The organism is Paracoccus sp. TD-10 (genome assembly GCF_048270675.1).
Classification (GTDB): Bacteria; Pseudomonadota; Alphaproteobacteria; order Rhodobacterales; family Rhodobacteraceae; genus Paracoccus; species Paracoccus pantotrophus.
In genome coordinates, this window is the sequence record NZ_CP182418.1 from 1,233,988 (window position 1) to 1,258,088 (window position 24,101).

Consider the following 24,101-nt stretch of genomic DNA (forward strand, 5'->3'; position numbering starts at 1 on the left):
GACCCAATGTCGCTTATGAAGAAACTCGGGCTGGGGGCCGCGATGGCCGTCGCCCTTGCGCTGCCCGGCCTGGCGGCGGATGTCACCGTCAAGGTGGCCTATGAGAACAACCCCGGCGAGCCGGTGGACGTGCTGATGAACAAATGGGCCGAACTGGTCGCCGAACGCTCGGAAGGGGCGGTTGCGCTTGAGCTTTATCCGTCCTCGCAGCTCGGCTCGAAAGAGGACATCATCGAGCAGGCGAAGATGGGGGTGAACGTCATCACCATCGCCGATGCGGGCTTCCTGATCGATTACGACGCCGATCTGGGTATCCTCTACGGCCCCTATCTGACCGAGGACGCCCAGGACCTGTTCCGCCTCTATGAAGGCGATTGGTTCCAGGAAAAGCACGAGGTGCTGAAGTCGCACGGCATCCGCATCGTGATCCCGAACTACATGTACGGGACGCGCCACATTCTCGCCAAAAAGAAGATCGAGACTCCCGCCGACATGGCGGGCCTGAAGATCCGCACGCCCAACAACAACATGCAGATCAAGGCGATCGAGCTGATGGGCGGCACGCCGACGCCGATGCCCCTGGGCGACGTCTATCCGGCGCTGACCCAAGGCGTGATCGACGGGGTGGAAAACCCGCTGACCGTGCTGCACGGCCAGAAGCTGGACGAGCAGGCCAAGCAGCTTTCGCTGGTGGGCTACCTGACCAATACCGCCTTCTGGCTGGGCGGCGAAGCCTACCTGTCCTCGCTGGATCCCGAGGTTCTGACGGTGCTTGAGGAAACCGGCTACGAGATCGGGCTGGAAAGCCAGAAGGCCGCCGCCGCCGACGAGGCCAGGGCGCTTGAGGGCATGAAGGCGCAGGGCGTCGAGGTCATCAGCCCCGATGTCGAGGCATTCCGCGAGATTACCAAGCCTTTCTACACCCAGTTTCCGGAATGGAGCGAGGGGCTCTACGACCGCATCCAGGCCGAGATCGCAGGCTGAACGGGGACAAGGCCGGCGCATCACGCGCCGGCCGTTTCAATCGGGGGGAAACATGCGTTGGATTGAAAGGGCCGCCACGCTTGTCGGCGGCGCTTGTCTCGCGATACTGGTCGCCATCGTGGCGGGCTCGGTCTTCGCGCGCTACGCGATGGGGCAGCCCATCGCCTGGACCGAGGAGGCCGCGGGCCTTCTGATGGTCTGGATCGTCATGATTGCGGCCATCGCCTGCGAGGCGCGGGACGGGCATCTGACCATCGACATCATCGAACACTATCTCCCGCCCGCCATGCGGCGGGTGCTGGCCGCCGTGGTCGGGCTGGCCTCGATCGGGCTTTTGCTGGTGATCGGCTGGTATGGCTGGGTGCTGGCGGATGCCTCGGCGATGCGGCGGACCAGTATCCTGAAGGTCTCGTGGTTCTGGATCTATCTGCCAGTGGCATTGGGCGGGCTGCTGATCGCGGTCGTGACCCTGATGAGGATCTTCAACGCCGGTGTCGGGGACGCGGAACAGGAGTCCAGGCAATGAGCTGGCTTGTCGCAATCCTTTTGATGTTCGTGCTGTTCGCGCTGAACATGCGGATCTACCTGGCGATGTTCGCCGGCATCCTGACCTATTTCCTGTTCTTCTCGGACCTGCCGCTGGCCATCGCGGTGCAGCGCATCGTGGCGCCAACGCAGAACGTCTCGCTGCTGGCGATCCCGTTCTTCATCCTGCTTGGCACGCTTCTGGGCGCGACCGCCGTGGCCAAGAGGCTGCTGGCGCTGGCCGATCTGCTGGTCGGGCGGCTGACCGGGGGGCTGGGCCATACCAACGTGATGCTGTCCACGCTGATGGGCGGGATCTCGGCCTCGAATCTGGCCGACGCGGCGATGGCGACGCGGATGATCGTGCCGCAGATGATCCGGCAGGGCTATTCGCGTGGATCGGCGACGGCCATCACCGCCTGCGCCTCGCTGATCACGCCGATCATTCCGCCGGGGATCGCGCTGATCATCTACGGGCTGGTCGCCGATGTCTCGATCGGGTCGATGTTCATGGCCGGGATCATTCCGGGGTTGCTCTGCTGCGCGCTGCTGCTGGTCGCGGTCTATATCTACGCCAGGCGCCGGGGCATCCCGCCGTCGCGCACCACCTGGCCCACCGCCTCGGAAACCAGAAGCGTGCTCTTCGAGGCATGGCCGGCGCTGGCACTGGTCGTGGTGATCGTGGGCGGTATCCGCATGGGCGTGTTCACGCCCACTGAGGCGGGCGCGGTCGCGATCGTTCTTACGCTGCTGATCGGCTTCTTCCTCTATCGCGACATGAAGATCGGCGACGTGGGCCGCGCCTTGGGCGAGACCGCGCGCCAGACCGCCTCGATCATGCTGGTGATCATGACCAGCACCGGCCTTGCCTGGATATTCTCGAATGAGAGGGCAGGAATCGCGATGGCGGAATGGATCACCGGGCTGACCTCGAACAAATACATCTTCCTGCTGGCGGTGAACCTGCTGCTTCTAGGCTTGGGCATGTTCGTCGAGGGGACCGCGCTGATGATCGTGCTGGTGCCTTTGCTGAAGCCCGTTCTGGCGCAATTCGGCATCGACCCGGTGCATTTCGGCATCGTCATCATCGTGAACCTGTCCATCGGCACGCTGACGCCGCCGGTCGGCACGGTGCTGCTGCTGGTCTGCAACCTGACACGGGCCTCGATCGGCGAGTTTTTCCGCGAGGGCTGGTTGTTCGTCGCCGCGCTGGTGATCGCACTGCTGCTGGTGACATATGTGCCGATCCTGTCGCTGGCGCTGATCTAGGGCAGGGGGTCTGGACGATGCCGCGCGCCCTTCACCGGGGTGCGCGGCTTTTTCCTTAACGCAGCGTGTCCAACCGGTCATGCGGCATCAGCGCGCCGAAATGGCGCACGACGCGGGCGGCCAGTGCGTGCCCCCGCAGCATCGCCTGATGCGGATCGCAGCCGGTCAGCCGGGCGGCCAGGTAGCCCGCATTGAAGCTGTCGCCCGCCCCGGTCGTGTCGAGCGGCGTCACCATGCCGGGGGCGGGCAGAATCACGGGCGCGGCACCTGCCAGCGACAGAGCCATCGCCCCGCCGCCATTCTTGACCAGCACCTCGCCCGCGCCGAGGGCGGCATAGCGGCGCGCGGTTTCCCCTAGGGAGGCATCCCCGAAATGGGCGGCCTCGTCGTCATGGCTGGGCAGGACGATATCGGCGCGGGCAGCGGCTTCCTCGATCACGCGGCACATGCTGGCCGCGTCTTTCCACAGCTTTGGCCGCAGGTTCGGGTCGAAGGCCACCCGCGTCCCTTCGGCGCGGGATTTCGCCATCCGATCCAGCAGGGTCGTGCGTCCGTCGTCGTTCAGAATCGCCATCGTGATGCCGCTGACATAGAGCAGGTCTGCGCCTTCGACTGCCGCTTGCAGCTGCGTCGTGTCGTCGGCCAGCGTCCGCGCGGCCGAGCGATCACGCCAATAGGTGAAGGATCGCTCACCATCCTTCAGGCTGATCATGTAGAGCCCCGCCACGCGGTCGGGATGGCGGGGGATGCAGCCGGTGCCGATGCCCGCGTCCCGCATGAAGCGGACCATCGCCTCGGACAGCGGATCGGTGCCCAGCACGGTGAAGTAATCCACCGCCCAATCCTCGGGCAGAAGCGCGCGCAGATACCAGGCGGTATTCAGCGTGTCACCCGCGAAGCCCTGCCGCCAGAGCCCGTCGCCCGCATGGGACATTTCGACCATGCATTCGCCGACTGACAGGATGCGCTTCGGGGGCCGGGCCGCGCCGGGGGGCTGGGGCATTCTTTCTTCCTCAAAGGGGGGCATCATGCATCGGCCCAGATGACGGAATCCATCAATGTCTGGCGGGCGGTCGCCAGATGCGCGTCCAGCGCGGCGGCGGCGCGGGTGGCGTCGCCCGCCAGCGCGGCGTCGATGATCACCAGATGCTCGGCCACGGCGGCGCGGTTGCGGCGCAGTTCGTCGCGCTTGTTCCAGCTGTAGTGGAAATGCACGATGATCGAGATCATCCGGCTGAAGTCCAGGATGAAGCGGTTCCTTGCCGCCGCGCAGAGCAGCCGGTGAAACCGCGCGTCCAGTGCCGGAAATTCGGCCAGCGCCGCCTCGGGGGCTTCCATCAGGGCGCGATGCTCGACCTCCAACGCTTGAAGTTCGGTCCGGATCGGGCCGCCGGCGACGCAGGTGGCGACCAGCCCGGTCAAGGCATGGCGTTCGAACATCTCGCGGATGGCGAACATTTCCTGCGCGAATTCGCGGGTAAAGCCTTTCATCACCCAATGCCGGTTGGGGCTTTTCTCGATTAGGCCCAGGGGTTCGAACCGGATCAGGAATTCGCGCACCGTGGCCAACGGCACGTCGAAACGGCGGGCAAGCTCGGCCTCGCTGAAGGTGGTGCCGGGGGGCAGGTCGCCATGCAGCACCCATTCCAGGAACGGTCCCTCGACCAGTTCCTGTCGGGGGCGGGTTTCTTCCTCGTCGAAGCGGTCCGAGCGGCGCGGGGCGCGCAACAGCGTCTTGCGGCGCCCGTCCCATGACAGCACTCCGGCCTCGGTCAGATGCGCCAGCACCGCGCGAATCGTCGTGCGGCTGGCGCCCAGTTCCGCGGCCAGCTCGCCCTCCGAGCCCAGCTCGCGGCCGGTCTCCATGCCGTCAAGACGGTCCAGAAGCCGGTTCACCAGCATCTTGAACAGGTTCTTGTCGCGGGCCATTCACGCCCCCCCCCTGCAAAAAAATCGCGCCCGCCAGATTTCATTTGACGAGTGTAGCTTTTATTAAATAAAAAACCGTCTTAAGATACAAGCCCAATCCGACATTCTCAGCGAAAGCCCCGCCATGAGCCTGATGAAAGCCCTTGTCTGTGTTGAGCCCGGCCGCCTCGAGCGCACCGAGCGGCCTCGCCCGGACGCGAAACCCGGCCATATCCGCATCCGCATCGGGCATATCGGCATCTGCGGCACGGATTATCACATCTATGGCGGCCAGCAGCCTTTCCTGAACTATCCCCGCGTGATGGGGCACGAGCTTTCGGGCCGCGCGGTCGAGGCTTCGTCCGACGGGCGGATCGCAGCGGGCGACCTGGTGGTGGTGAACCCCTACATGACCTGTGGCGCCTGTCATGCCTGCGCCATAGGCAAACCCAATTGCTGCGAGAACATCGCCGTGCTGGGCGTCCATGCCGATGGCGGCATGTGCGAGGAAATCGTCGTCCCCGAGGCGAATGCCTATCCCGCCGAGGGGCTGAGCGAGAAGGCCGCCGCCATGGTCGAGTTCCTTGCCATCGGCGCGCATGGCGTGCGGCGCGGGCGGGTGCGGGCGGGTTCGCGCGTGCTGGTCGTGGGGGCGGGGCCGATCGGCCTTGGCGCCGCGATCTTCGCCGCCATCGAGGGGGCCGAGGTCACGCTGCGCGACACCTCCGCCCCGCGGCTGGAACTGGCGGCGACGGCGCTGCCGCAGGCGCGTTACGAACTGGTCGGGCAAGAGGCCGCGGGCGCCTATGACACGGTTTTCGACGCGACCGGCAATATCAAGGCGATGAATGCGGGCCTGCAATGGGTCGCGCATGGCGGGGCTTATGTGCTGCTGTCGGTGGTCAAGGGCGACCTGACCTTCGCCGATCCCGAATTCCACAAGCGCGAGACGACGCTGCTGGCCAGCCGCAACGCGCTGAAAGAGGATTTCGAGCATGTCATGGCGAGTATCCGCAATGGCAATGTGCCGATCGATGTCCTGGCCACGCATGAAACCGGCATCGACGAGGCGGTGACGAACCTGCCCTTGTGGGCCGAGGATCGCGGCACCCTGATCAAGGCGATCATCCGTGTCTGAGATCCGCACGCCCATCCTGCAATTCGGCACTTCGCGCTTTCTGCAAGCCCATGCCGACCTGTTCTTTTCCGAAGCCGCGCAGCCGCGCGCGGTGACGGTGGTGCAAAGCTCGGGCGATTCGGTGCGGGCCGGGCGGCTGGCGGCTCTGGCCGCGCCCCAGGGCTATCCGGTGGTGATCCGGGGCCTTGTGGACGGCAAGCCCCATGAGGCCGAGACCCGCGTCACCTCGATCCGCCGCACGCTGTCCACCGCGACGGACTGGGCCGAACTGGTGCGGGTCTTCTGCGACGAGGCCGAGGTGGTGATCTCGAACACGGGCGATGCCGGCTATCAGCCGCAGCCCGCCGATCTGGACCCGCAGCCCTCGCAGGCGATGAGCTTTCCCGCCAAGCTGGCGCATCTGCTGGCGGCGCGTTTCCATGCGGGGGCGCGGGCTTTGCAGGTGATGCCGATGGAACTGCTGCCCGAGAATGGCCGGGTGCTGAAGGCGCGCGTGCTGGAAATCCTGCGCGATAGCCCGGAGGTGGCGCGTTGGGTCGAGGGCCTTCCCTTCGCCAATAGCCTGGTGGACCGGATCGTGTCCGAGCCGCTGGAACCCGCGGGCGCGGTGGCCGAGCCCTATGCGCTGTGGGCCGTCGAGATGGCCGAGGGGGTCGGCGCCCCCTGCATCCACTCGGCGGTGCGGATGGTGCCCGATCTCGAGGAAATCGAGCGGCTGAAGCTGCATATCCTGAATCTCGGTCATACCGCGCTGGCGGATTTCTGGCGCGAAGGCGGCGCGCGCGAGGGCGCGCTGGTGCGGGAATTGATGGATGGTCCCGAAGGCGCCGCGCTGCTGGCACTCTATGAGGCCGAGGTGATACCCGGCTTCGCCCGCAAGGGCCGCGAGGCCGAGGCGCGCGCCTATCTGGCTGCCACCCTGGACCGTTTCCGCAACCCATTCCTGGACCACTGCATCGCCGATATCGCCCAGAACCACGCGCAAAAGGCCGATCGCCGCATCAGGGCCTTCCTGGACTGGGCCGGCGGCCCCGCCCCGCAACTGCAAGCCATCGTCGAAAGAGCAAGCGCATGACTGCCAGCCGGCCTTCCTTCCTGCATCTCAACCCCGCCGACAATGTGGGTGTCGCCCTGCGCGCGCTGACCGCCGGAGAGGAGGGGCTTGGCGTCACCCTGCGTGCCGATATTCCGCTGGGACACAAATTCGCGCTGAAGCCTGTGGCGAAAGGGCGGCCGGTGGTGAAATACGGGCAGGTCATGGCAACAGCGATGCAGGACATCGCGCCGGGCGATCACGTCCACAGTCACAATGCAGCCATGTCGGACAGCCATTCCGACCGTGCCACCAATACCGGTGTGATGCACACGCCGCCCGCGCGGCGCAGCTTCATGGGCTATGCGCGGCCCGACGGCCGTGCCGGGACGCGGAACTTTATCGGCATCCTCGCCTCGGTCAACTGCTCCTCGACCGTGTGCCATGCCATCGCGGCGGCGGCGAATCGCGACCTGCTGCCGCGCTTTCCGGGCATCGACGGCTTCGCGCCCATCGTCCACGACCAGGGCTGCGGCATGGCTAATGCGGGCGAGGGCTTCGATGCACTGATCCGCGTGCTGAAGGGCTATCGCGACCACCCGAATTTCGGCGGCGTGCTGATCGTGGGCCTGGGCTGCGAGGTCAACCAGTTGACGCTTTACAAGCGCGATGACTGGACGACGGAACGCTTCGGCACCTTCAATATTCAGGAGGTCGGCGGCTCGGCCTCGGCCGTGCGCAGGGCACTGGAACTGCTGGAACCGATCTGCGCGGCGGCCAGCCGCGACAGCCGCAGCGAGCAGCCGGTCTCGAAGCTGGTGCTAGGGATGCAATGCGGCGGCTCGGACGGGTTTTCGGGCATCACCGCCAACCCGGCGCTTGGGGTGGCCTCGGACATGCTGGTGGCGGCGGGCGGCACCTCGATCCTGTCGGAAACGCCCGAGATCTATGGCGCCGAGCATCTGCTGATCGCCCGCGCCGATCCCGAAACGGGCGCGAAGATCCGCGCCATGATCGACTGGTGGCGCAACTATGCCGCGAAGAATGGCGCCAGCCTCGACAACAATCCCAGTCCTGGCAACAAGAAGGGTGGGCTGACGACGATCCTGGAAAAGTCGCTCGGCGCGGTCGCCAAGGGCGGGTTGTCGCCGCTGGCCGGGGCCTTCGCCTATGCCGAGCCGATCCGCATCCCCGGCTTTGTCTTCATGGACAGCCCCGGCTACGACCCGGTGGCGGCGACGGGGCAGGTGGCGGCGGGGGCGAACCTGATCGCCTTCACCACCGGGCGGGGGTCGTGCTTCGGGGCGAAGCCCACGCCCTCGATCAAGCTGGCTTCGAACAGCGAGCTGTTTCGCCGGATGCCCGAGGATATGGATATCGACTGCGGCGTAGTGGTGACCGAAGGCGTCGGGCTGGAGCGGATGGGCCAGCGCATCTACGAGCTGCTGCTGGACACGGCCTCGGGCAAGCGCAGCAAGTCCGAGGAGTTCGGCTATGGCGACAATGAATTCGTGCCATGGAAGATCGGAGCCACGCTGTAGCGCCCTGCCCTATGATGCGGGGGACCGCCCCATTGGCAAGGATGGACATTGCTGAATAGCGCGGCCCAGCCCTGCGGCGGAGGTGAACGCGCCGCGGATCTGACATGTAAGAGGGTTTCGGTGAAGAATAACAGGTAAATCAAGCTGCGAGCTTTGGGATCTGCCCTTCGACCAATCGCAAGGGCGTTGCTGAAAAGCTTCGTTCCATCCGGATTCCGATCAGGAATCCACGCGGTTAGTCTTCTGTCATGACGAAGCCTGATCCTGCCCGCTACCGCACGACGAACAGGAAGAGCTACAACGCTGCGCTGAGGCGACGAGGCTCTTTTCTGGCCTGGCTGGACAAGGACAGGACGTGGCTTGCCCCGAAGGCTGGTCGCAATGGCCGTCCTCCGGTGTTCAGCGATGCTGCTATCCAGTTTTGCCTGACGATGAAGGTTCTGTTCGGGCTGCTGCTTCGGAAAACGACAGGATGGTGGAGAGCATCCTGTCGATGGCGGGGCTGGATTGGCCCGCGCCTGACTCCTCTACCCTGAGCCGTCGGCAGCAGACCATGGAGGTGCAGATCACGACCCGCCGTGTGTCAGGGCCGCTGAACCTGTTGGTGGACAGCACGGGGATCAAGTTTCTCGGCGATGGAGAATGGCTGGCACGCAAGCATGGTACACACCGTCGGCGCCAGTATTGCAAGGCGCATCTGGCGATGGACACGGCCAGCGGTGACATCTGCGCGGTGGAGTTCACCTCGAGCGACAAGGTAGCATAGATGACCCGGGGCGAAGCTACCGACAGAGAAAATCTTTGATTTCTTTTGACGACTGCCACAATTTGTCTCAGTCGTGACGATCAGCTGCACGGATAGCGTGGTATATCGGAGAACAGAATATGTCCCGCTACAGGTTCAATCTGAAACACATCGAAGCTTTCCTGGAGGTTGCCGATCAGGGCACATTTCGCCGTGCCGCTGAACGTCTGGCGACGACGCAGCCAAACATTTCAAACAGGATCGCGCAGCTTGAGGACCAGATTGGTCATCGACTGATGGAGCGTGATGCCGGATCGGTGCAGCTGACGCCCCGCGGGCAGGCGCTTCTGGAACCGGCGCGGGCGCTCATCGCGGCCGCAGATACCTTCGTGGTTGCGACTGGTGACGAGACGAAGTTTCAGGGTATTCTGCGGCTTGGCATCAGTGAGATGGTTGCGCATTCTTGGCTGCGGCAGTTCCTGCGTGAGATGAAGGTACGTTTCCCGCAGATCGATGTGGACCTGACCATCGACATGAGCGCGAATCTCAGCCGGGCGCTGTTCGATCGCGATCTGGACCTGACCTTGCAGAACGCGCCGTTCGATCGTGTGGCACGCCAGTCCGTGGAACTGGGACAGACCACGCATTATTGGGTGGCCTCGCCGGATCTTGGGTTTCGAAAAGGTACCGTCGGGGCAAAGGAACTTGCCAGCCACGCGATTCTCACACATTCGCGAAATTCGCGCGCCTATCAGCAGATCGCGGCACATTTTCAAAGCATCAACCAGCCGGTGCGGCTGGTTTCTTCCTCCTATATGGGCAGTTGCCTGCAAATGGCGCTGGACGGTCTTGGTGTCGCTTGTCTGCCCGCCGCCATGCTGGACGAGGCGCTTTCCGAACAGCGGCTGATCTGCGTCGATTACGCTTGGCGTCCTGAAAATCTTGCGTTTTTCGCGCGCTATCTCGTAGATCCCGCGCCGCCCTATCTGAGCGAGGCGGTGGCCATCGCGCATCGGCTGTTTCCACCCAGGGCGAGCATAGAATAAGAAAATTGCATACTATAAATAAAAACAAACAATTTTTTAATATCCTGCGCCGCCCCTAGCCTCGGTTCAAAGCTGACATGCGAGGAAGCGATGGCGAACAGCAAGACACGACTCGGCGTCGATATCGGCGGGACCTTCACCGATGTGGTGCTGGAAACGGGCGGCGCGCGACACTCCACCAAGGTCTTGACGACCTATGCTGCACCCGAGGATGCGATCATCGAAGGGATGCACCGGGTCTGTGCCAAGGCCAGCATCGCGCCGCAAGAGATTAGACAGATTATCCACGGCACGACCCTGGCCACCAATGCCCTGATCGAGCGGCGCGGGGCCAAAACGGCGCTGATCACGACCCAAGGCTTTCGCGATGTCATCGAGATGCGTACCGAAAGCCGGTTCGAACAATATGACCTGAACCTTGTCCTGCCCGAGCCGCTGCTGCCGCGAAACCGCCGCTATACCGTAGCCGAGCGCATGGATGCCGATGGCAATGTGCTGATCCCTCTGGACGAGGCTGAGGTCGAGGCGCTGGCGGCGACGCTCGCCGAAGGCGACTATGACAGCGTGGCCATCGGCCTGCTGCATGCCTATGTCAACGACGCGCATGAACGCCGGATCGCCGGGATCCTGTCGCGGAAACTGCCCGATGTGATGATCTCGCTGTCCTGCGAGGTCTCGCCGCAGATGCGCGAATACGAGCGTTTCAACACCACCATTGCCAACGCCTATATCAAGCCGCTGATGAAATCCTATCTAGGTCGGCTGGCGCAGCGCCTGCGCGACGAGGGCGCCGATTGCCCGGTCTTTCTGATGCACTCCGGCGGCGGCGTCATCGACATCGACACGGCCGCTGAATTCCCGGTGCGGCTGGTCGAATCTGGCCCGGCGGGCGGCGCCGTCTTTGCCGCCGACATCGCTGCGCGGCACGGTTTGGACAAGGTGCTGAGCTTTGACATGGGCGGGACCACAGCCAAGATCTGCTTGATCAAAAATAGCATGCCCAAGACCGCCCGTGTCTTCGAAGTGGCGCGCAGTTATCGCTTCAAGAAAGGGTCGGGAATGCCGATCTCGATTCCGGTCATCGACATGGTCGAGATCGGTGCCGGCGGCGGCAGTCTGGCGCATGTCGACTCGATGAACCAGATCCGGGTCGGACCGGAAAGCGCCGGCTCCGAGCCGGGGCCCGCCTGTTACGGGCGCGGCGGCCAGCGCCCGGCGGTGACCGATGCCGATCTGGTGCTGGGCAAGCTGGACCCCGAGAATTTCGCCGCCGGTACGATCAAGCTGTATCCCGCGAATTCCGAGGCCGCGCTGGACCGCGATCTGGGTCAGCGGCTGTCAATGCCGGTGATCGAAGCCGCCTGGGGTCTGGCCGAGGTGGTTGACGAAAACATGGCGAATGCCGCCCGCGTCCATGCCGTCGAGAATGGTGAGGACCTCAGCGAATACACGATGATCGCTTTTGGCGGTGCGGCGCCCCTGCATGCCGGTCGCCTGTGCGAAAAGCTGGGGATCGCGCGCTGCCTGATCCCGCAAGGCGCGGGCGTCGGCTCGGCCATCGGATTTCTGCGCGCGCCCTTCAGCTTTGAGGCGACGCGCTCATCCTTCATGAAGATCGATGATTTCGATGTGGCTGCGGTCAAGGCACTGTTTGCGGACATGGAGCAAGAGGCGATCAGTTTCGTCCGGGGCTGCGATGGCTCGGCCGATATCCTGACCGAATACAAGGCCTATATGCGCTATTCCGGGCAGGGTTGGGAAATTCCTGTCGTCCTGACACCCGAACAGGCTGCCGCGCCCGACGCGCAGACCCTTCTTGGTCTGTTCGAGGCGGAATATGGCAAGCTGTTCGGCCGCCCGGTCGAGGGGCTGCAAGTCGAGATCGTCGTCTGGTCGGTCAATGCCTTCACGCCCCCAGCCCCGGTTCATCCGGTCGTGCCCCCCGCGCCGGCCGGCCCGGCCAAGGTCAGCGGTCGCCGCCAGCTTTTTGACGCAGCGCTTGGGCGGATGACAGATGCCGCCGCGGTCCTGCGCGACGCGCTTGCAGATGGCCAGCGCGTCGATGGCCCGGCCGTCGTCATCGAAGAGGAAACGACGCTGGTCCTGCCCGCCAGCCGCAGCCTGATCGCGCAGTCTGACGGCTGTCTGGATATCACCATCAACGCCAGCGCCGCCGCTGCGCCAGCCGCCCGAAAGGAAACCGCCAATGTCTGAGATCGGAAAAGTCGCCTATCAAGTGATGTGGAACCGCCTGATCTCGGTTGTCGAGGAGCAAGCGCAGGCACTGGTGCGCACCGCCTTCTCGACCAGCGTCCGCGAGGCAGGTGATCTGTCGGCCGGCGTCTATAACGAGACGGGCGAGATGCTGGCGCAGGCCGTTACCGGTACGCCGGGCCATGTGAACGCCATGGCCGATGCGGTGCCGCATTTCATCCGCCGGATCGGCCGCGAGAACATCTTGGAAGGCGATGTCTACATCACCAACGACCCATGGGAGGGCACCGGCCACCTGCATGACATCACCGTGGTATCGCCGTCGTTTCATCAGGGTCGTCTGGTTGGCTTCTTTGCCTGCACCGCCCATATCGTGGACATCGGCGGGCGCGGCTTTGGCGCGGATGGCAACTCGGTCTATGAAGAGGGGTTGTATCTGCCGATCATGAAGCTGGCCGAACGCGGGGCGATCGACCACACTCTGATCCGCATCATTCGCAGCAATGTCCGCGAACCCGATCAACTGGTCGGCGACATCTATGCCCTGGCGACCTGCAACGAAGTCGGCCATCGCCGCCTGATCGGCATGATCGAGGAGTTCGGCCTGTCCGATCTGGCCGGGATCTCTCGCTTCATCCTTGAAAACTCGCGCCGCGCGACGCTCGAGCGGATCAACGCCCTGCCCATGGGCAGCGCCAGCGGCGAAATGCAGATCGACGGCTATGATCAGCCCATCGACCTGCGGGTTAAGATCTTGATCGAAAAGGACCGGATCGTCGCGGATTGGGCAGGAACCTCGGGGATCGACCGCAAGGGCATCAACGTGCCGCTGGTCTATACCAAGGCCTATACCTGCTACGCGTTGAAATGCGCCATCGCGCCTGAAATCCCCAATAACGCGGCCTCGCTGGCTCCGTTCGAGATCATCGCGCCGGAAAACAGCATCGTCAACGCGCTGCATCCCGCGCCGGTCAGCTTGCGCCATGTGATCGGCCATATGCTGCCCGACACCATCTATGGTGCGCTGGACCAGCTTTTGCCCGACACCGTCCACGCCGAGGGCGCGGGCTGCCTGTGCAATTTTCAGGTCTCGGTCAGGCCGCGCAGCGATGTGCCGGCACCTGCAGGGACCCGCCGCGCCGAGGTGCTGGCCTTCAACTCGGGTGGTTCGGGCGCGCGCCCCCGCCTTGACGGGATGAATGCGACGGCTTTTCCCTCGGGCGTGATGACCATGCCGGTCGAGGCCACTGAGCAAGTCGGACCGGTGATCTTCTGGCGCAAGGAACTGCGGCCCGATTCCGGCGGCGCCGGGCGCTTCCGCGGCGGCCTTGGCCAGTTGATGGAGGTCGGCGCCCGCGACGGGCACGAGTTCGACTTTCAGGCCATGTTCGACCGGGTGGACCATCCCGCCCGCGGGCGGCGCGGCGGCGGCAACGGTGCGCCGATGACCATTGGGCGCGACGATGGCCAAGCCATGAAGTGCAAGGGCAAGCAGTTCATGCCCCACGGCCGCAAGGTGATGCTGGGACTGCCCGGTGGCGCCGGATATGGCCCGCCCGCCGAACGCCCGCAGGAGCTGGTGCGCCGTGACCTTGCGCTTGGCTATATCAGCCCAGCCTTCGCGCGGGATCACTACGGGCTTGCCGATGACGAGATTGCCGTGATCACCGCAAGCGCACGTCTGGGAGAAGTGTTCTGATGACCGTAATGCGCAAGAATCCGTTTCTGGCAGCGATTCGTAGTGGTCAACCGCAGATCGGCCTGTGGATTACGCTTTGCTCGGGGCTGGCGGCCGAGATCGTCGCGGGGGCGGATTTCGACTGGGTGCTGCTGGATACCGAGCATTCCCCAAGCGAGATCGGCACCGTGCTGAGTCAGCTTCAGGCCTTTTCGGGGCGCCGGACGGTGCCAATCGTGCGGCCGGACTGGAACGATGCGGTCAAGGTCAAGCGGCTGATGGATATCGGCCCGCCGGGACTGCTGTTTCCCATGGTCCAGTCCCCGGCCGAAGCCGAGGCGGCGGTTCGCGCAACGCGTTATCCGCCGCACGGCATCCGCGGATTCAGCAGCACCACAAGGGCCAATGATTTCGGTCGCATCCCCGACTATCTGGCCCATGTCGAAGAGGAGACCGCCGTTCTGGTGCAGGTCGAGACCCGCGCCGCGATCCTGCAGGTCGACGCCATCGGCCGGACCGATGGCGTCGATGGCGTCTTCTTTGGGCCGGCCGATATCGCCGCCGATCTTGGCCGGCTTGGTCAGCCGATGCATGCCGATGTCTGGGACACTGTGCTGCCGGCCGCGCGACGCCTGATCGCCGCAAGCGTGCCGGTCGGCACGCTGGTGTCGGATGTCGACTTCGCCCGCCGCCTGATCGCCGAGGAAGGTTTCAGTTTCGTCGCCTGCGGCGTCGATACCGGCATTCTGGCGCGCGGCGCCGATGCACTGGCGCGCAAGATGAGGGAATGATCCAGTGAAATTCACCACCGAATATCTGAAATCCGTCTGCCCCTCGGCCTCGGCCACGATCAGCCTGCGCGCCAAGAAGTTACGCGCCTCGGGCAAGGACGTGATCGACCTGGGGCTGGGCGAGCCGGATTTCGACACGCCGCCCCATATCATCGAAGCGGCCATGCAAGCGGCCCGTGACGGCCAGACGCGCTATCCGCCGACCAGCGGGACGGCTGCATTAAAATCCGCAATCCGCGCGAAATTCGCCCGCGACAACGCGCTGGAGTTCAGCGACGAGCAGATCATCGTGTCGAATGGTGCCAAGCAGGTCATCTTCGACGCGCTGATGGCCACGCTGACACCGGGCGACGAGGTGATCCTCTGCGCGCCTTATTTCGACGCCTATCGCAACATCATCGCGCTGCTAGGCGGGCGCCGAAAGGTCGTCGCGTGCCGCGCCAAGGACGGCTTCCGCTTGCGGCCCGAGGATCTTGAGGCGGCGATCGGTCCGCGCACGCGCTGGCTGATCCTGAATGCGCCATCGAACCCGACCGGCACGGTCTATGACGCCGACGAATTGCGGGCCTTGGGGAGCGTTCTCGCGCGTCATCCGCATGTCGCGATCTTGTCGGACGAAATTTACGAACACATCCATTTCGGCCGCCATCCGCATGTCGCCTTTGCCGCGACCTGCCCCGATCTGGCCGACCGCATCCTGACCGTGAACGGCGTCAGCAAGGCCTATGCGATGACGGGCTGGCGCATCGGTTACGGGGCCGGGCCGGCGGCGCTGATCCGGTCAATGACCACGGTGCAATCGCAGATCTCGTCGGGGGCCTGCAGCGTCGCGCAGGCGGCGGCGGCGGCGGCACTGCACGGCCCTCAGGACAGCGTGGCGCAGTTTGTGGCGACCTTCCGGGAACGGCGCGATCTGGTGGTGTCGGCGGTTGCCGGCATTGCCGATCTGACGCTGGTGCGGCCGGATGGCGCTTTTTACGCGCTAATCGATTGTTCGGCCCTGACCGGCGATGACGAGGCCTTCGTGCGCCATTTGCTGGACAATGCCGGCGTTGCGGCCGTGCCCGGCAGCGTCTACGAAATGCCGGGGCATTTCAGGATTTCGACCGCATGCGCGACCGGGGTTCTGGACGACGCCATGCGCCGGATCGCGCAGGCCGCCGCGACGTTTCGCGCCGCCAGCGCCGCGCCGCACGCACCCGCCTGATGTCGTCATGAAATAAATATAACCACCCGACAGAGGAGTATCCGATATGAATGCGATCACCAGACTGGGCGCAGCCCTCGCCCTGACCTGCCTTGCCTCGGCCGCTCAGGCCGAGACCAAATGGGTGATGGCCTCGGGCTATCCCGAAGACAGCTTCTTTACTAAGACGATCCGCCAGTTCATCGCCGATGTCGAGGCGGGCACCAATGGCGAGGTCAAGATAGACCTGCGCCCGAACGGTGAACTGATCAAACTGGATGCCATCCGCCGCGCCGTGCAGTCGGGGCAGATTCAACTGGGTGAAATCCGCTTCGGCGTCTATGGCAATGAAAGCCCGATGTATATCCTGGACAGCGTGCCGAACCTTGCCAATGACTATCAGGCCGAGAAGCGTCTGACCGACGTGCAGAAACCGTGGTTCGACAAGGAATTCGGCGCCTCGGGCATGACAATTCTCAGCTATCTGCCCTGGCCGGGACAGGGGTTCTACACCAAGTTCCCCGTGACGGACGGGTCCGAGTTCAAGGACGTCAAGCTGCGCATCTATTCCCCCGCGACGCAGCGCATGGGGGAACTTTTAGGCTTTGAAACCACGATCCTGCCCTTTGCCGAGATTCCGCAGGCTTTCTCGACCGGGCTGATCGAGGCGATGTTCACCTCGGCCCAGACCGGGGTGGATATCCAGGCATGGGACTATGCCTCGCATTTCACCTATACCGGCACGATGTTCAACAAGAACGCCATTATCGTCAACAATCGCGCCCTGTCCCGCCTTCCCGAAGAGATGCAGCAGGTAGTGATTGCCGCCGGTGAAAAAGCCACTGAAACCGCCTGGGCCTTGAGCGAGCAGGCCGGCGAAGCTCAGGTCAAGGCGTTGTCGAAGCGCGGGATCACCGTCACCCCGGCCTCGCCCGAGCTGCAGGAAAAACTGTCGAAGATCGGTGAACAGATGGCCGAGGAATGGAGGGCCGAGGCCTCGTCCGACGAGGTGGAGGTGCTCGACGCTTATCTGGCATCGGGGAACTGAAGCTTTCACCGACGCGGCCGGGCTGTCGCCCGGTTGCATTTCCATCCTGAGGGGGAGCACAGATGGTCCGCGCAATTCTTCACAGACTGTATCTTTTCTGCGGCTATGCTGCCGCGACATTTCTGGCCGGGATCGCCGTCGCCACATTATGCCAGGTCGTCGGCCGCCAGTTGGGAATGCCGATCGAGACCACCGAGCTGTCGGGCTTTTTCCTGGCGGCGTCGACGTTTCTGGGGCTGGCCTATACTTTCGTGAATGGCGGCCATGTCCGCGTCGAGATCATCGCCCAGCTTTGCTCCCCCTCGGTCTATCGCTGGTTTCAGCTATGGTGCTGCGCGATCGCGGCCCTGATCACCGCCTACGCGGCGCTGCACACCTTCCTGTTCGCGCTCGAGACCTGGCGCTTTGGCGAGCTCAGCCCCGGGATGCTGGCCATGCCGCTATGGCTTCCACAGGCCGCGATCAGCTTTGGGCTTGCTGTGATGTGCCTTGGCATCATCGAGCAGGCGACGCTGGTCTGGGCCGGCAGGACGCCGGGCTATGAAGCCAATATCGACAGCACCGGGGAGTAAGCGACATGGAAACGGTTGGTCTTTCTGTCCTGGTGCTGGTGCTGAGCCTGGCGCTGTTTCTGGGCAGCGGCGTGTGGATCGCCTTGTCGCTTCTGGCCGTGTCGGTGGTGATGTTTGCGTTCTTTACCCCGGTGGATGCCGGGTCGATCCTGTCCTCGACCCTGTGGGACGCAAGTTGGAACTGGGCGCTGACGGCGCTGCCGCTGTTCATCTGGATGGGCGAGATCCTGATGCGCGCGGGTCTGTCGGCAAGCCTGTTCCGGGGCCTCGCGCCATGGTTCGGTCGCCTGCCGGGCGGGCTTCTGCACGTCAACATCGCCGGATGCGGGGTGATGGCGGCGGTCGCGGGGTCCTCCGCAGTGACCTGTGCCACGGTCGGACGCATGACCATCCCCGAACTGCGCGAACGCGGCTATGATCCGGGGATGATGGTCGGCTCACTGGCCGGGGCCGGCACCTTTGGTCTGCTAATCCCGCCCTCGATCATCATGATCGTCTACGGCGTCGTCGCCCAGCAATCGGTCGCCCGGCTGTTCGTCGCCGGGATCGTGCCGGGACTGGTGCTGATCTTGCTGTTCTCGAGCTATATCGCGCTGTGGGCGATGCTGAACCCCGACAGGCGTGGCCGGGCGCTGCCGCCGATGACGCTGGCGCAAAAGCTTCGCGAGGCGCGCGGCCTAATCCCGGTCGTGCTGCTGATCGTGGCCATCATTGGCTCGATCTATCGCGGCTTTGCAACCCCGACCGAGGCCGCCACCATCGGCATTGCCGGCGCCTTCATCTTGTCGGTGATCAACCGAACGATGAGCCGCCGGATGTTCGTCGACAGCCTTCGGGCTGCGACGCGGATATCGTGCATGATCTCATTCATTATCGCCTGCGCCGCATGCCTGTCCATCGCGGTCGGCTTTGCCGATATCCCGCGGGTGACCGCTGCATGGGTCGACAGCCTGCAATTGTCGCCGGCAATGCTGATCCTTGTGCTGACGCTGTTCTTTCTGGTGCTTGGCTGCTTTCTGGAGGGGATTTCGATCCTCGTTCTGTCAGCGTCAGTAGTATTGCCGATGGTTCAGGCGGCGGGGATCGACCTGATCTGGTTCGGGATATTTTCGGTCATCGTGATCGAATGTGCCCAGATCACGCCGCCGGTCGGGTTCAACCTGATCGTGCTGAAGTCGATGACAGGCAAGGGGATCGGCGAGATCGCGCGCGATACCTTACCGTTCCTGCTGCTGCTGCTTGCGGCGATCGTGCTGTTCTGGCTGTTTCCGGCGCTGGTGACCTTTCTGCCTGATCTGATGTATTCCTAACCGTTCCAGGCCCAATCGATCTTGCCCCGACGTGCTTCAGATGCGCCAGAGAGGCTGGCTAGTGGTTCTTGGCAACCGGAGAAGGCTGACACTCCTGACGGCCACGCTGGGCGGTGGAACTCTTGCTTCTTTGCCGTGGGGGATATTTGCTGTGGTTTCTGCTCCCCACGCGCGAGGAATGATTTTGCAGACGGCGTTTCCCGCCTTTGTCTGTGGCATGCTGGGTAGCGCTGATTTTTTTGTGCTAGGGTCAAGCGATGGGGGCCAGTCACGGCTCTTCCCATGTTCGAGTTTGGTTCTTGCGCTTACGAAGAGTGGCCGAAAGGCTATTATCTCTTTCTATACAATGACTTCGAGTGAGTGTTGGTCTCGGTAGTTGCGCGCCCCCCGCAACCAGAAATCCTGCACTTTCTACAACCTCCTGTTCGCAGGAGGTTTTTTTCTGTCCGGTCAGCCGATCCGCGTTCAGGCTCAGCGCCAGAATGCCCGCCAGATCGCCGTGCAGCACCAGTTCGAGGCGCATCCGCTTGCCCTTGGTTGGGACCGGCGTCGCCACGATCTTCTCGATCAGAGCCCGGATCGCCTCGCGGGCTTCAGATTCGTGATCCGGCACGGAAAGGGCGGCGATCATCGCGCGGATGCGGTCGTGATAGGTTTCGGCCATCTTCGGGTGGATCCGCAGGGTCGCGTTCGCGGCAGGGGCGGTGGCGAGGTCTTTCTCGATCTGCTTCTGGCGGGTCTCGAGCTGTTCCATCTTGGCCTTGATGCGCTCGGGCGGCAGGCCGGAGAGCAGCGCGTTCACCAACGCATCCTGTTCCTTGATCACCTTCGCCAGTTCCTTCTCCTTGACCGCGCGGTCATCGACATGGGCGGCGGCCAGGCGATTGCGTTCGGCGATGTACTCCTCGGCGAAGACCTTCACCAGTTCCGGGTCCATCAGCCGCTCGGAGAGGATGGTCAGGATCCGGCCCTCCAGATCCTGGCGGGTGATACCGGTGCGGTTCGTGCAGACCGACTTGCCCTTGTTGCGCGAGTTCGAGCAGCCGAAGCGGTCCTTGCCGATGGTCGAGAAGCCGCCACCACAGCAGCCGCATTTGACCAGGCCGGTGAGCAGGAAGCGCGGCTTGCGCCGTTCCCAGGCCTCTCGGTCGGTCTGTTCGATCTTGCGGCCCTCTTGGCGGTTCTTGACCCGGTCCCAGAGGGACTGGTCGATGATCCTCAGTTCCGGAACCTCGGTGACGATCCATTCGGCTTCCGGATTCGGGCGGGCCTGGCGCTTGCCGGTGGCGGGGTCCTTCACGAAGGACTGCCGGTTCCAGACCAAACACCCAACGTAGATCTCATTGTTCAGAATGCCGGTCCCGCGCTTGGGATTGCCGTGGATGGTGGATTTGTCCCAGGCCCGGCCGCGGGGGCCGGGGATGCCTTCGCGATTCAACTGGTCGGCAATCCGGTTCGGCGACATCCCTTCGGCGTAGGCATGGAAGATGCGCCGCACGATGGCGGCCTCGTCCTCATTGATCTGGCGGTCACCGCGCCTGATCTCGCCGTCCTCGGTCAGGCTGCGCAGCACCGTATAGCCGAAGGCATTGCCGCCGCCGGATTTGCCTTTCTCGACGCGGCCGCGCAGACCGCGGCGGGTCTTGGCGGCGAGATCCTTCAGGAACAGGGCGTTCATCGTGCCTTTCAGGCCGATATGCATCTCGTCGATGCGGCCCTCGGCCAGGGTCTCGATGGTCACGCCGGCAAAGGTGAGGTTCTGGTAGAGCGCCGCGATATCGGTCTGGTTGCGCGACAGCCGGTCGAGAACTTCCGAGATCACGACGTCGAAGCGCCGCTCGCGGGCATCCTGTTGCAGGCGCTGGATGCCGGGACGCATCAGCGAGGCGCCGGAGGTGGCGGCATCCTCGTAGCTGCCCACGATCTGCCAGCCGGCGCGGGCGGTGCGCTCGCGGCAGAGCCGGGACTGGTCCTCGATCGACGAGGCCGATTGCAGGTCGGAGGAGTAGCGGGCGTAGATGACGGCGCGCAGGGTCATGGGCGGATCTCCGTGCGGAGGGGCAGGTCAATCGTCAGGGGCGCCGCGTTCTACAGCGTGATCGGCTTGTGCGGCATCGCGGGCCAGCGCCCGGACGAGGGCAAGCAGCTGGTCGTGATGCTGCGCGGGTTGCCGGTTCCCGGCAAGGGTTTGTCGGCCGGAGGTGCCGAAACGGAGTCCGCCGTCCGCGCGGCGCCCTCCCTGTCGGCAATATCTCTCCGGTCTCGCGCCATGGGCCAAGCTGCTCCCTGCGCCGGAGGGCAGGGCCCACCGGCGTTTGCTGATGATGATCCTGGGCGGGGCTGCGCCCGCTGCTGCTCAGATGATCATAGGGCATGGGATAGGCTCTCTAAGCGGGAAACACGGTTCTCGGGTCGCATGAATATGGATAACCACCGGGAAATACGGAAATCTCACTCTTCAGGGGGGTGAGCCGGAGATGGCAGGAGCCCGCCATGGGGGCGAGCTGTCCTATCTTGGGTCGGGCGCGGAGAGAGCCTGGGCGCAACGAAACATCGGGTGCGAATTATCCGGATTTTACAGGACAGGACGCGTGACCTGGCTTGGCTCTGCCTCTTGATCTCATGGAACCTTGGGGACGGGCCATAGCGGGAGTGCGTTGTTGTCGGTCCGGATTTCCGTCCTGCGATCCCTGTGAACGCGGATCAGCCGGGGCGTCGGGGCTTGTCCTGCGCACTCTCTGAAATGGCGGCACTTCCGCGCAAGGATGCAGTGATGCGATGGTCATAGACGCCTTGCGGATCATCGGGCCCTCACCCGGAAAACTCCGGCAGGTCCGGGTAGAGTTGCGCGACGACGGCCCTGCGCATGCGGATGGCGAGGCTGTCGTGGAAGATCTCCATGGCCCGTTTCCGCTCTGGCGGGGAGAGCCAGCCATCCGGCAGCCGCCAGCTCGAGAAAAACAGCCAGTCCAGCTCATGGATCCGCAGGAAGACCAGCCCCTGTTGCACGGATTCCCGGGTGAGCGGCAGGCAGATCACCCGGTTGGCACCGTGTTGCGCGCGCAGCCCCTCCTGATGGGCCGCGCGGCGGATCATCCCCTCGGTCACGTCCGCCTCGGTGATGTTCACCAGCCGGTCCAACTCGTGGCGGATGCCTGCGGGCATCTCGATGATGGTCCGGTCCAGCGCCTGCCGGAAGCGCGGATCGGCGCTAATGTCGAGATCCCATTCCGGCGGCTCCTTGCGCCAGAGCAACGGCTCCGCGGCTGCGGTCCATCGGTCGGCTTCGACCAGGCCAAGCGCGCGCAGCACCGGCAGCACCTCTGGGGCGCCCCGGGCCGGGCCAAGCCCATGCGCGGCGATGATGTTCGGGGGCGGCATGATCTCGTCCTCGTGCCGGCCCCACCATGCGGCGGCCTCGGGGGATTCGCGCCCGTCGGGCAGTCTGTAAGAGAGAAGCCCGCATTGATGGGCGAGGCTGAGGACGGTGACGCAGATATCGTCCCATCTCGGCAGGATCTCCGGCAGCCGGGGGTGAGCCAGCGGCCGGGCTCCGCGCCCGGTTTCCTCGGCCTGGCCGAGGGCGATCAGCGCATCACAGCCGAACTGATAGGCGGAGGTGAACATGTGGTCCCATTCCTCGCCCTTGCGATCGAGGACAGGCAGGTTGGCTTCGATGAGGTGGATCACCAGAGGGATCCAGGTCGCTGGATTTGGATGGTGGATCATGGCTGGTTTCCTCGTCTGGGGGAATATCCGGGAGATATGGTTCAGGACATCAATGGCGGCCTTCCATGTCGCATGAGCAGATTGTCAGGGGTTCAAGACAATGTCCGGGGATAATCGGATCTGCGGGGCGGGCAGCGTATGCCGCCTCGGGATCTTCGAGTTCCGGGGGGATGCCGACGATTTGCTTCTGGCGTGCCGTATCTCTTTGTTTTTTTGTGCCTGATCTTTCTCTTTTTGAACTGTTGCGCTGTGGGCCGAATTACCAGAGGCTTTCCTGGGTCTTTTGTCTTTTGGTTTTTTCTTCTCTTTCTTTATTCTTTAGGGAGAATGGTGTTGGGCGGCGGGCGGTGCCCGCCGCAGGGAGCGCCGTTTTTGTTTTTGGATTTTTGTTCGTGAGAGGCTGGTTCGACAGGGTGACGCGCCATCGAGTGGGGCGGGCGTCACCCCAGCTCCTACGATAAATGTTGAATCTCGGGAGAGCCGCCACTTTGCTGCCGGCTCTCAACGCCTCAAAACAAGGAGTTAGAGGGGCAGTGCCGCCATTCAACTCCCGAGGAAATCTTCGACGGAACGGAAGTGTGGTTTTCCAGAGACTGCCGGTCCCTTCATCGTCAACCTCTACTGCAATCCCTTGTGCGACCAGTTCGTCGTCCGGCCGGATCCGTTCGATGCCAAGGGCCGTCCCAAAAGTGAGGCTACGATCGGCAGAATCAATGGTGCTGGGAAGAATTTATCCTTTATCAATATTTTGTTTGGCGCTTCACCAGATTCTTTCCTTCCATCCGGTAGACTCGTCGAGCCCATCGAAGGCTGCATCCTTTGAGACCAGTGGGCAGGCCATCTCGATGGCTGTTGCCGCGATCATGCGGTCGAAGGGGTCGCGGTGTTCCCAGTCAAGCGCCCCCGCGAGCATAGCCATCGCAGCAGTATATGGCGCCACTAGACCGCCTTGTCTGCTCAAGAGCTGAGGCAGGAGTCGAACGTCAGCGTCTGGCAGCGGCCACTTTCCCGCCCGATGCTTCATTGCGATCTCGTGAAATGAGCAGGGCGGCACATAGACCTCTCCCGCGCTTTCGATTGCCTCTCTGGCCGTGGCGCTGAGGTCGTTGGATTTGTATAACGCCCAGACAAAGGTATGGGTGTCGATAAGGATTGCGTTCACTCCCAAAGCCGCAGCTCCTCCTCGGACATCGGCTCAAGGAAGTCCGGAATCTTTTCCACCATGCCGTCCATCATTCCGATTCGGAAACGGCGACTGGCGACCGGAACGATCCGCACAACGGCGCGCCCGCTGCGGGCAAGGATCACTTCTTCGCCATTTTCCGCCGCCGCGACAAGCTCGGAGAGCCTGGCCTTGGCCTCGGCAATATTCATTTGCACTGTC

General features: G+C 63.8%; 20 protein-coding genes and 1 pseudogene. 15 read left to right on the top strand and 6 right to left on the bottom strand.

Features of this window, described 5'->3' with window-relative positions; all coding sequences use genetic code 11:
• Positions 1–6: 6 nt before the first annotated feature.
• Genes ACNKFW_RS06050 through ACNKFW_RS06060 form a run of 3 tightly spaced genes read left to right on the top strand, consistent with a single transcriptional unit; the run spans position 7 to position 2,778 of the window.
• Positions 7–984: a C4-dicarboxylate TRAP transporter substrate-binding protein gene (locus tag ACNKFW_RS06050; RefSeq protein WP_147428052.1), complete on the top strand. Its 978-nt coding sequence runs from the start codon at positions 7–9 to the stop codon at positions 982–984.
• A 52-nt stretch (positions 985–1,036) separates the two neighbouring features.
• The gene (locus tag ACNKFW_RS06055) at positions 1,037–1,510 is read left to right on the top strand and encodes a TRAP transporter small permease (protein ID WP_167521771.1); all 474 of its coding nucleotides are present in this window, start codon (positions 1,037–1,039) and stop codon (positions 1,508–1,510) included.
• Positions 1,507–2,778, top strand: coding sequence for a TRAP transporter large permease (locus tag ACNKFW_RS06060; RefSeq protein WP_147428050.1), 1,272 nt, complete (start codon positions 1,507–1,509; stop codon positions 2,776–2,778). The genes ACNKFW_RS06055 and ACNKFW_RS06060 overlap by 4 nt, the downstream gene beginning before the upstream one ends.
• A gap of 55 nt (positions 2,779–2,833) precedes the next feature.
• Here ACNKFW_RS06060 and ACNKFW_RS06065 read toward each other — a convergent pair whose 3' ends face one another.
• Both ACNKFW_RS06065 and ACNKFW_RS06070 read right to left on the bottom strand, forming a co-directional pair.
• Positions 2,834–3,781 (bottom strand): sugar kinase, encoded by a 948-nt coding sequence (locus tag ACNKFW_RS06065; protein WP_147428049.1) that lies wholly within the window; start codon positions 3,779–3,781, stop codon positions 2,834–2,836.
• 23 nt (positions 3,782–3,804) lie between these two features.
• The gene (locus ACNKFW_RS06070) at positions 3,805–4,707 is read right to left on the bottom strand and encodes a GntR family transcriptional regulator (protein WP_147428048.1); all 903 of its coding nucleotides are present in this window, start codon (positions 4,705–4,707) and stop codon (positions 3,805–3,807) included.
• Positions 4,708–4,831: 124 nt separating this feature from the next.
• Between ACNKFW_RS06070 and ACNKFW_RS06075 the strand changes: the two genes are divergently transcribed.
• The 12 genes and pseudogenes from ACNKFW_RS06075 to ACNKFW_RS06130 all read left to right on the top strand — a co-directional run bounded on the left by ACNKFW_RS06075 (position 4,832) and on the right by ACNKFW_RS06130 (position 18,988).
• The gene (locus ACNKFW_RS06075; RefSeq protein WP_147428047.1) at positions 4,832–5,824 is read left to right on the top strand and encodes a zinc-binding alcohol dehydrogenase family protein; all 993 of its coding nucleotides are present in this window, start codon (positions 4,832–4,834) and stop codon (positions 5,822–5,824) included.
• A complete protein-coding gene (locus ACNKFW_RS06080) occupies positions 5,817–6,899 on the top strand; it encodes a mannitol dehydrogenase family protein (protein ID WP_147428046.1) in 1,083 nt (360 codons plus the stop codon). The genes ACNKFW_RS06075 and ACNKFW_RS06080 overlap by 8 nt, the downstream gene beginning before the upstream one ends.
• Positions 6,896–8,398, top strand: a complete 1,503-nt coding sequence (locus ACNKFW_RS06085) for a UxaA family hydrolase (protein WP_147428045.1) — start codon at positions 6,896–6,898, stop codon at positions 8,396–8,398. Before ACNKFW_RS06080 ends, ACNKFW_RS06085 begins: the two co-directional genes overlap by 4 nt.
• Before the next feature lie 248 nt (positions 8,399–8,646).
• Positions 8,647–9,149, top strand: a pseudogene (locus ACNKFW_RS06090) (IS5 family transposase); the annotation flags it as partial.
• A 134-nt stretch (positions 9,150–9,283) separates the two neighbouring features.
• Positions 9,284–10,189 (top strand): LysR family transcriptional regulator, encoded by a 906-nt coding sequence (locus tag ACNKFW_RS06095; protein WP_147428044.1) that lies wholly within the window; start codon positions 9,284–9,286, stop codon positions 10,187–10,189.
• Positions 10,190–10,279: 90 nt separating this feature from the next.
• Positions 10,280–12,403, top strand: coding sequence for a hydantoinase/oxoprolinase family protein (locus tag ACNKFW_RS06100; RefSeq protein WP_147428043.1), 2,124 nt, complete (start codon positions 10,280–10,282; stop codon positions 12,401–12,403).
• Complete coding sequence (locus ACNKFW_RS06105; protein WP_147428042.1) at positions 12,396–14,102, top strand: hydantoinase B/oxoprolinase family protein; 1,707 nt, start codon at positions 12,396–12,398, stop codon at positions 14,100–14,102. Before ACNKFW_RS06100 ends, ACNKFW_RS06105 begins: the two co-directional genes overlap by 8 nt.
• Positions 14,102–14,872 carry an HpcH/HpaI aldolase family protein gene (locus ACNKFW_RS06110; protein ID WP_322789442.1) on the top strand — a complete coding sequence of 257 codons (771 nt, stop codon included), beginning with the start codon at positions 14,102–14,104 and terminating at the stop codon, positions 14,870–14,872. Before ACNKFW_RS06105 ends, ACNKFW_RS06110 begins: the two co-directional genes overlap by 1 nt.
• Before the next feature lie 4 nt (positions 14,873–14,876).
• Complete coding sequence (locus ACNKFW_RS06115) at positions 14,877–16,079, top strand: pyridoxal phosphate-dependent aminotransferase (RefSeq protein WP_147428041.1); 1,203 nt, start codon at positions 14,877–14,879, stop codon at positions 16,077–16,079.
• Positions 16,080–16,125: 46 nt separating this feature from the next.
• Entirely contained in the window at positions 16,126–17,106 is a 981-nt protein-coding gene (locus ACNKFW_RS06120) for a TRAP transporter substrate-binding protein (protein ID WP_147428040.1), read from the top strand.
• Positions 17,107–17,168: 62 nt separating this feature from the next.
• Complete coding sequence (locus ACNKFW_RS06125) at positions 17,169–17,678, top strand: TRAP transporter small permease (RefSeq protein WP_147428039.1); 510 nt, start codon at positions 17,169–17,171, stop codon at positions 17,676–17,678.
• A 5-nt stretch (positions 17,679–17,683) separates the two neighbouring features.
• On the top strand, positions 17,684–18,988 hold the full coding sequence (locus ACNKFW_RS06130; protein WP_028710931.1) for a TRAP transporter large permease: 1,305 nt from the start codon (positions 17,684–17,686) through the stop codon (positions 18,986–18,988).
• 268 nt (positions 18,989–19,256) lie between these two features.
• Here ACNKFW_RS06130 and ACNKFW_RS06135 read toward each other — a convergent pair whose 3' ends face one another.
• The 4 genes from ACNKFW_RS06135 to ACNKFW_RS06150 form a co-directional block, all read right to left on the bottom strand.
• The gene (locus ACNKFW_RS06135; RefSeq protein WP_244314583.1) at positions 19,257–21,026 is read right to left on the bottom strand and encodes a recombinase family protein; all 1,770 of its coding nucleotides are present in this window, start codon (positions 21,024–21,026) and stop codon (positions 19,257–19,259) included.
• A 773-nt stretch (positions 21,027–21,799) separates the two neighbouring features.
• Positions 21,800–22,717 (bottom strand): hypothetical protein, encoded by a 918-nt coding sequence (locus ACNKFW_RS06140; protein ID WP_418024089.1) that lies wholly within the window; start codon positions 22,715–22,717, stop codon positions 21,800–21,802.
• A gap of 760 nt (positions 22,718–23,477) precedes the next feature.
• Positions 23,478–23,879 carry a type II toxin-antitoxin system VapC family toxin gene (locus ACNKFW_RS06145; protein WP_036765849.1) on the bottom strand — a complete coding sequence of 134 codons (402 nt, stop codon included), beginning with the start codon at positions 23,877–23,879 and terminating at the stop codon, positions 23,478–23,480.
• Positions 23,876–24,091 (bottom strand): type II toxin-antitoxin system Phd/YefM family antitoxin, encoded by a 216-nt coding sequence (locus ACNKFW_RS06150; RefSeq protein ID WP_197029483.1) that lies wholly within the window; start codon positions 24,089–24,091, stop codon positions 23,876–23,878. Before ACNKFW_RS06150 ends, ACNKFW_RS06145 begins: the two co-directional genes overlap by 4 nt.
• Between the last annotated feature and the right edge of the window lie 10 nt (positions 24,092–24,101).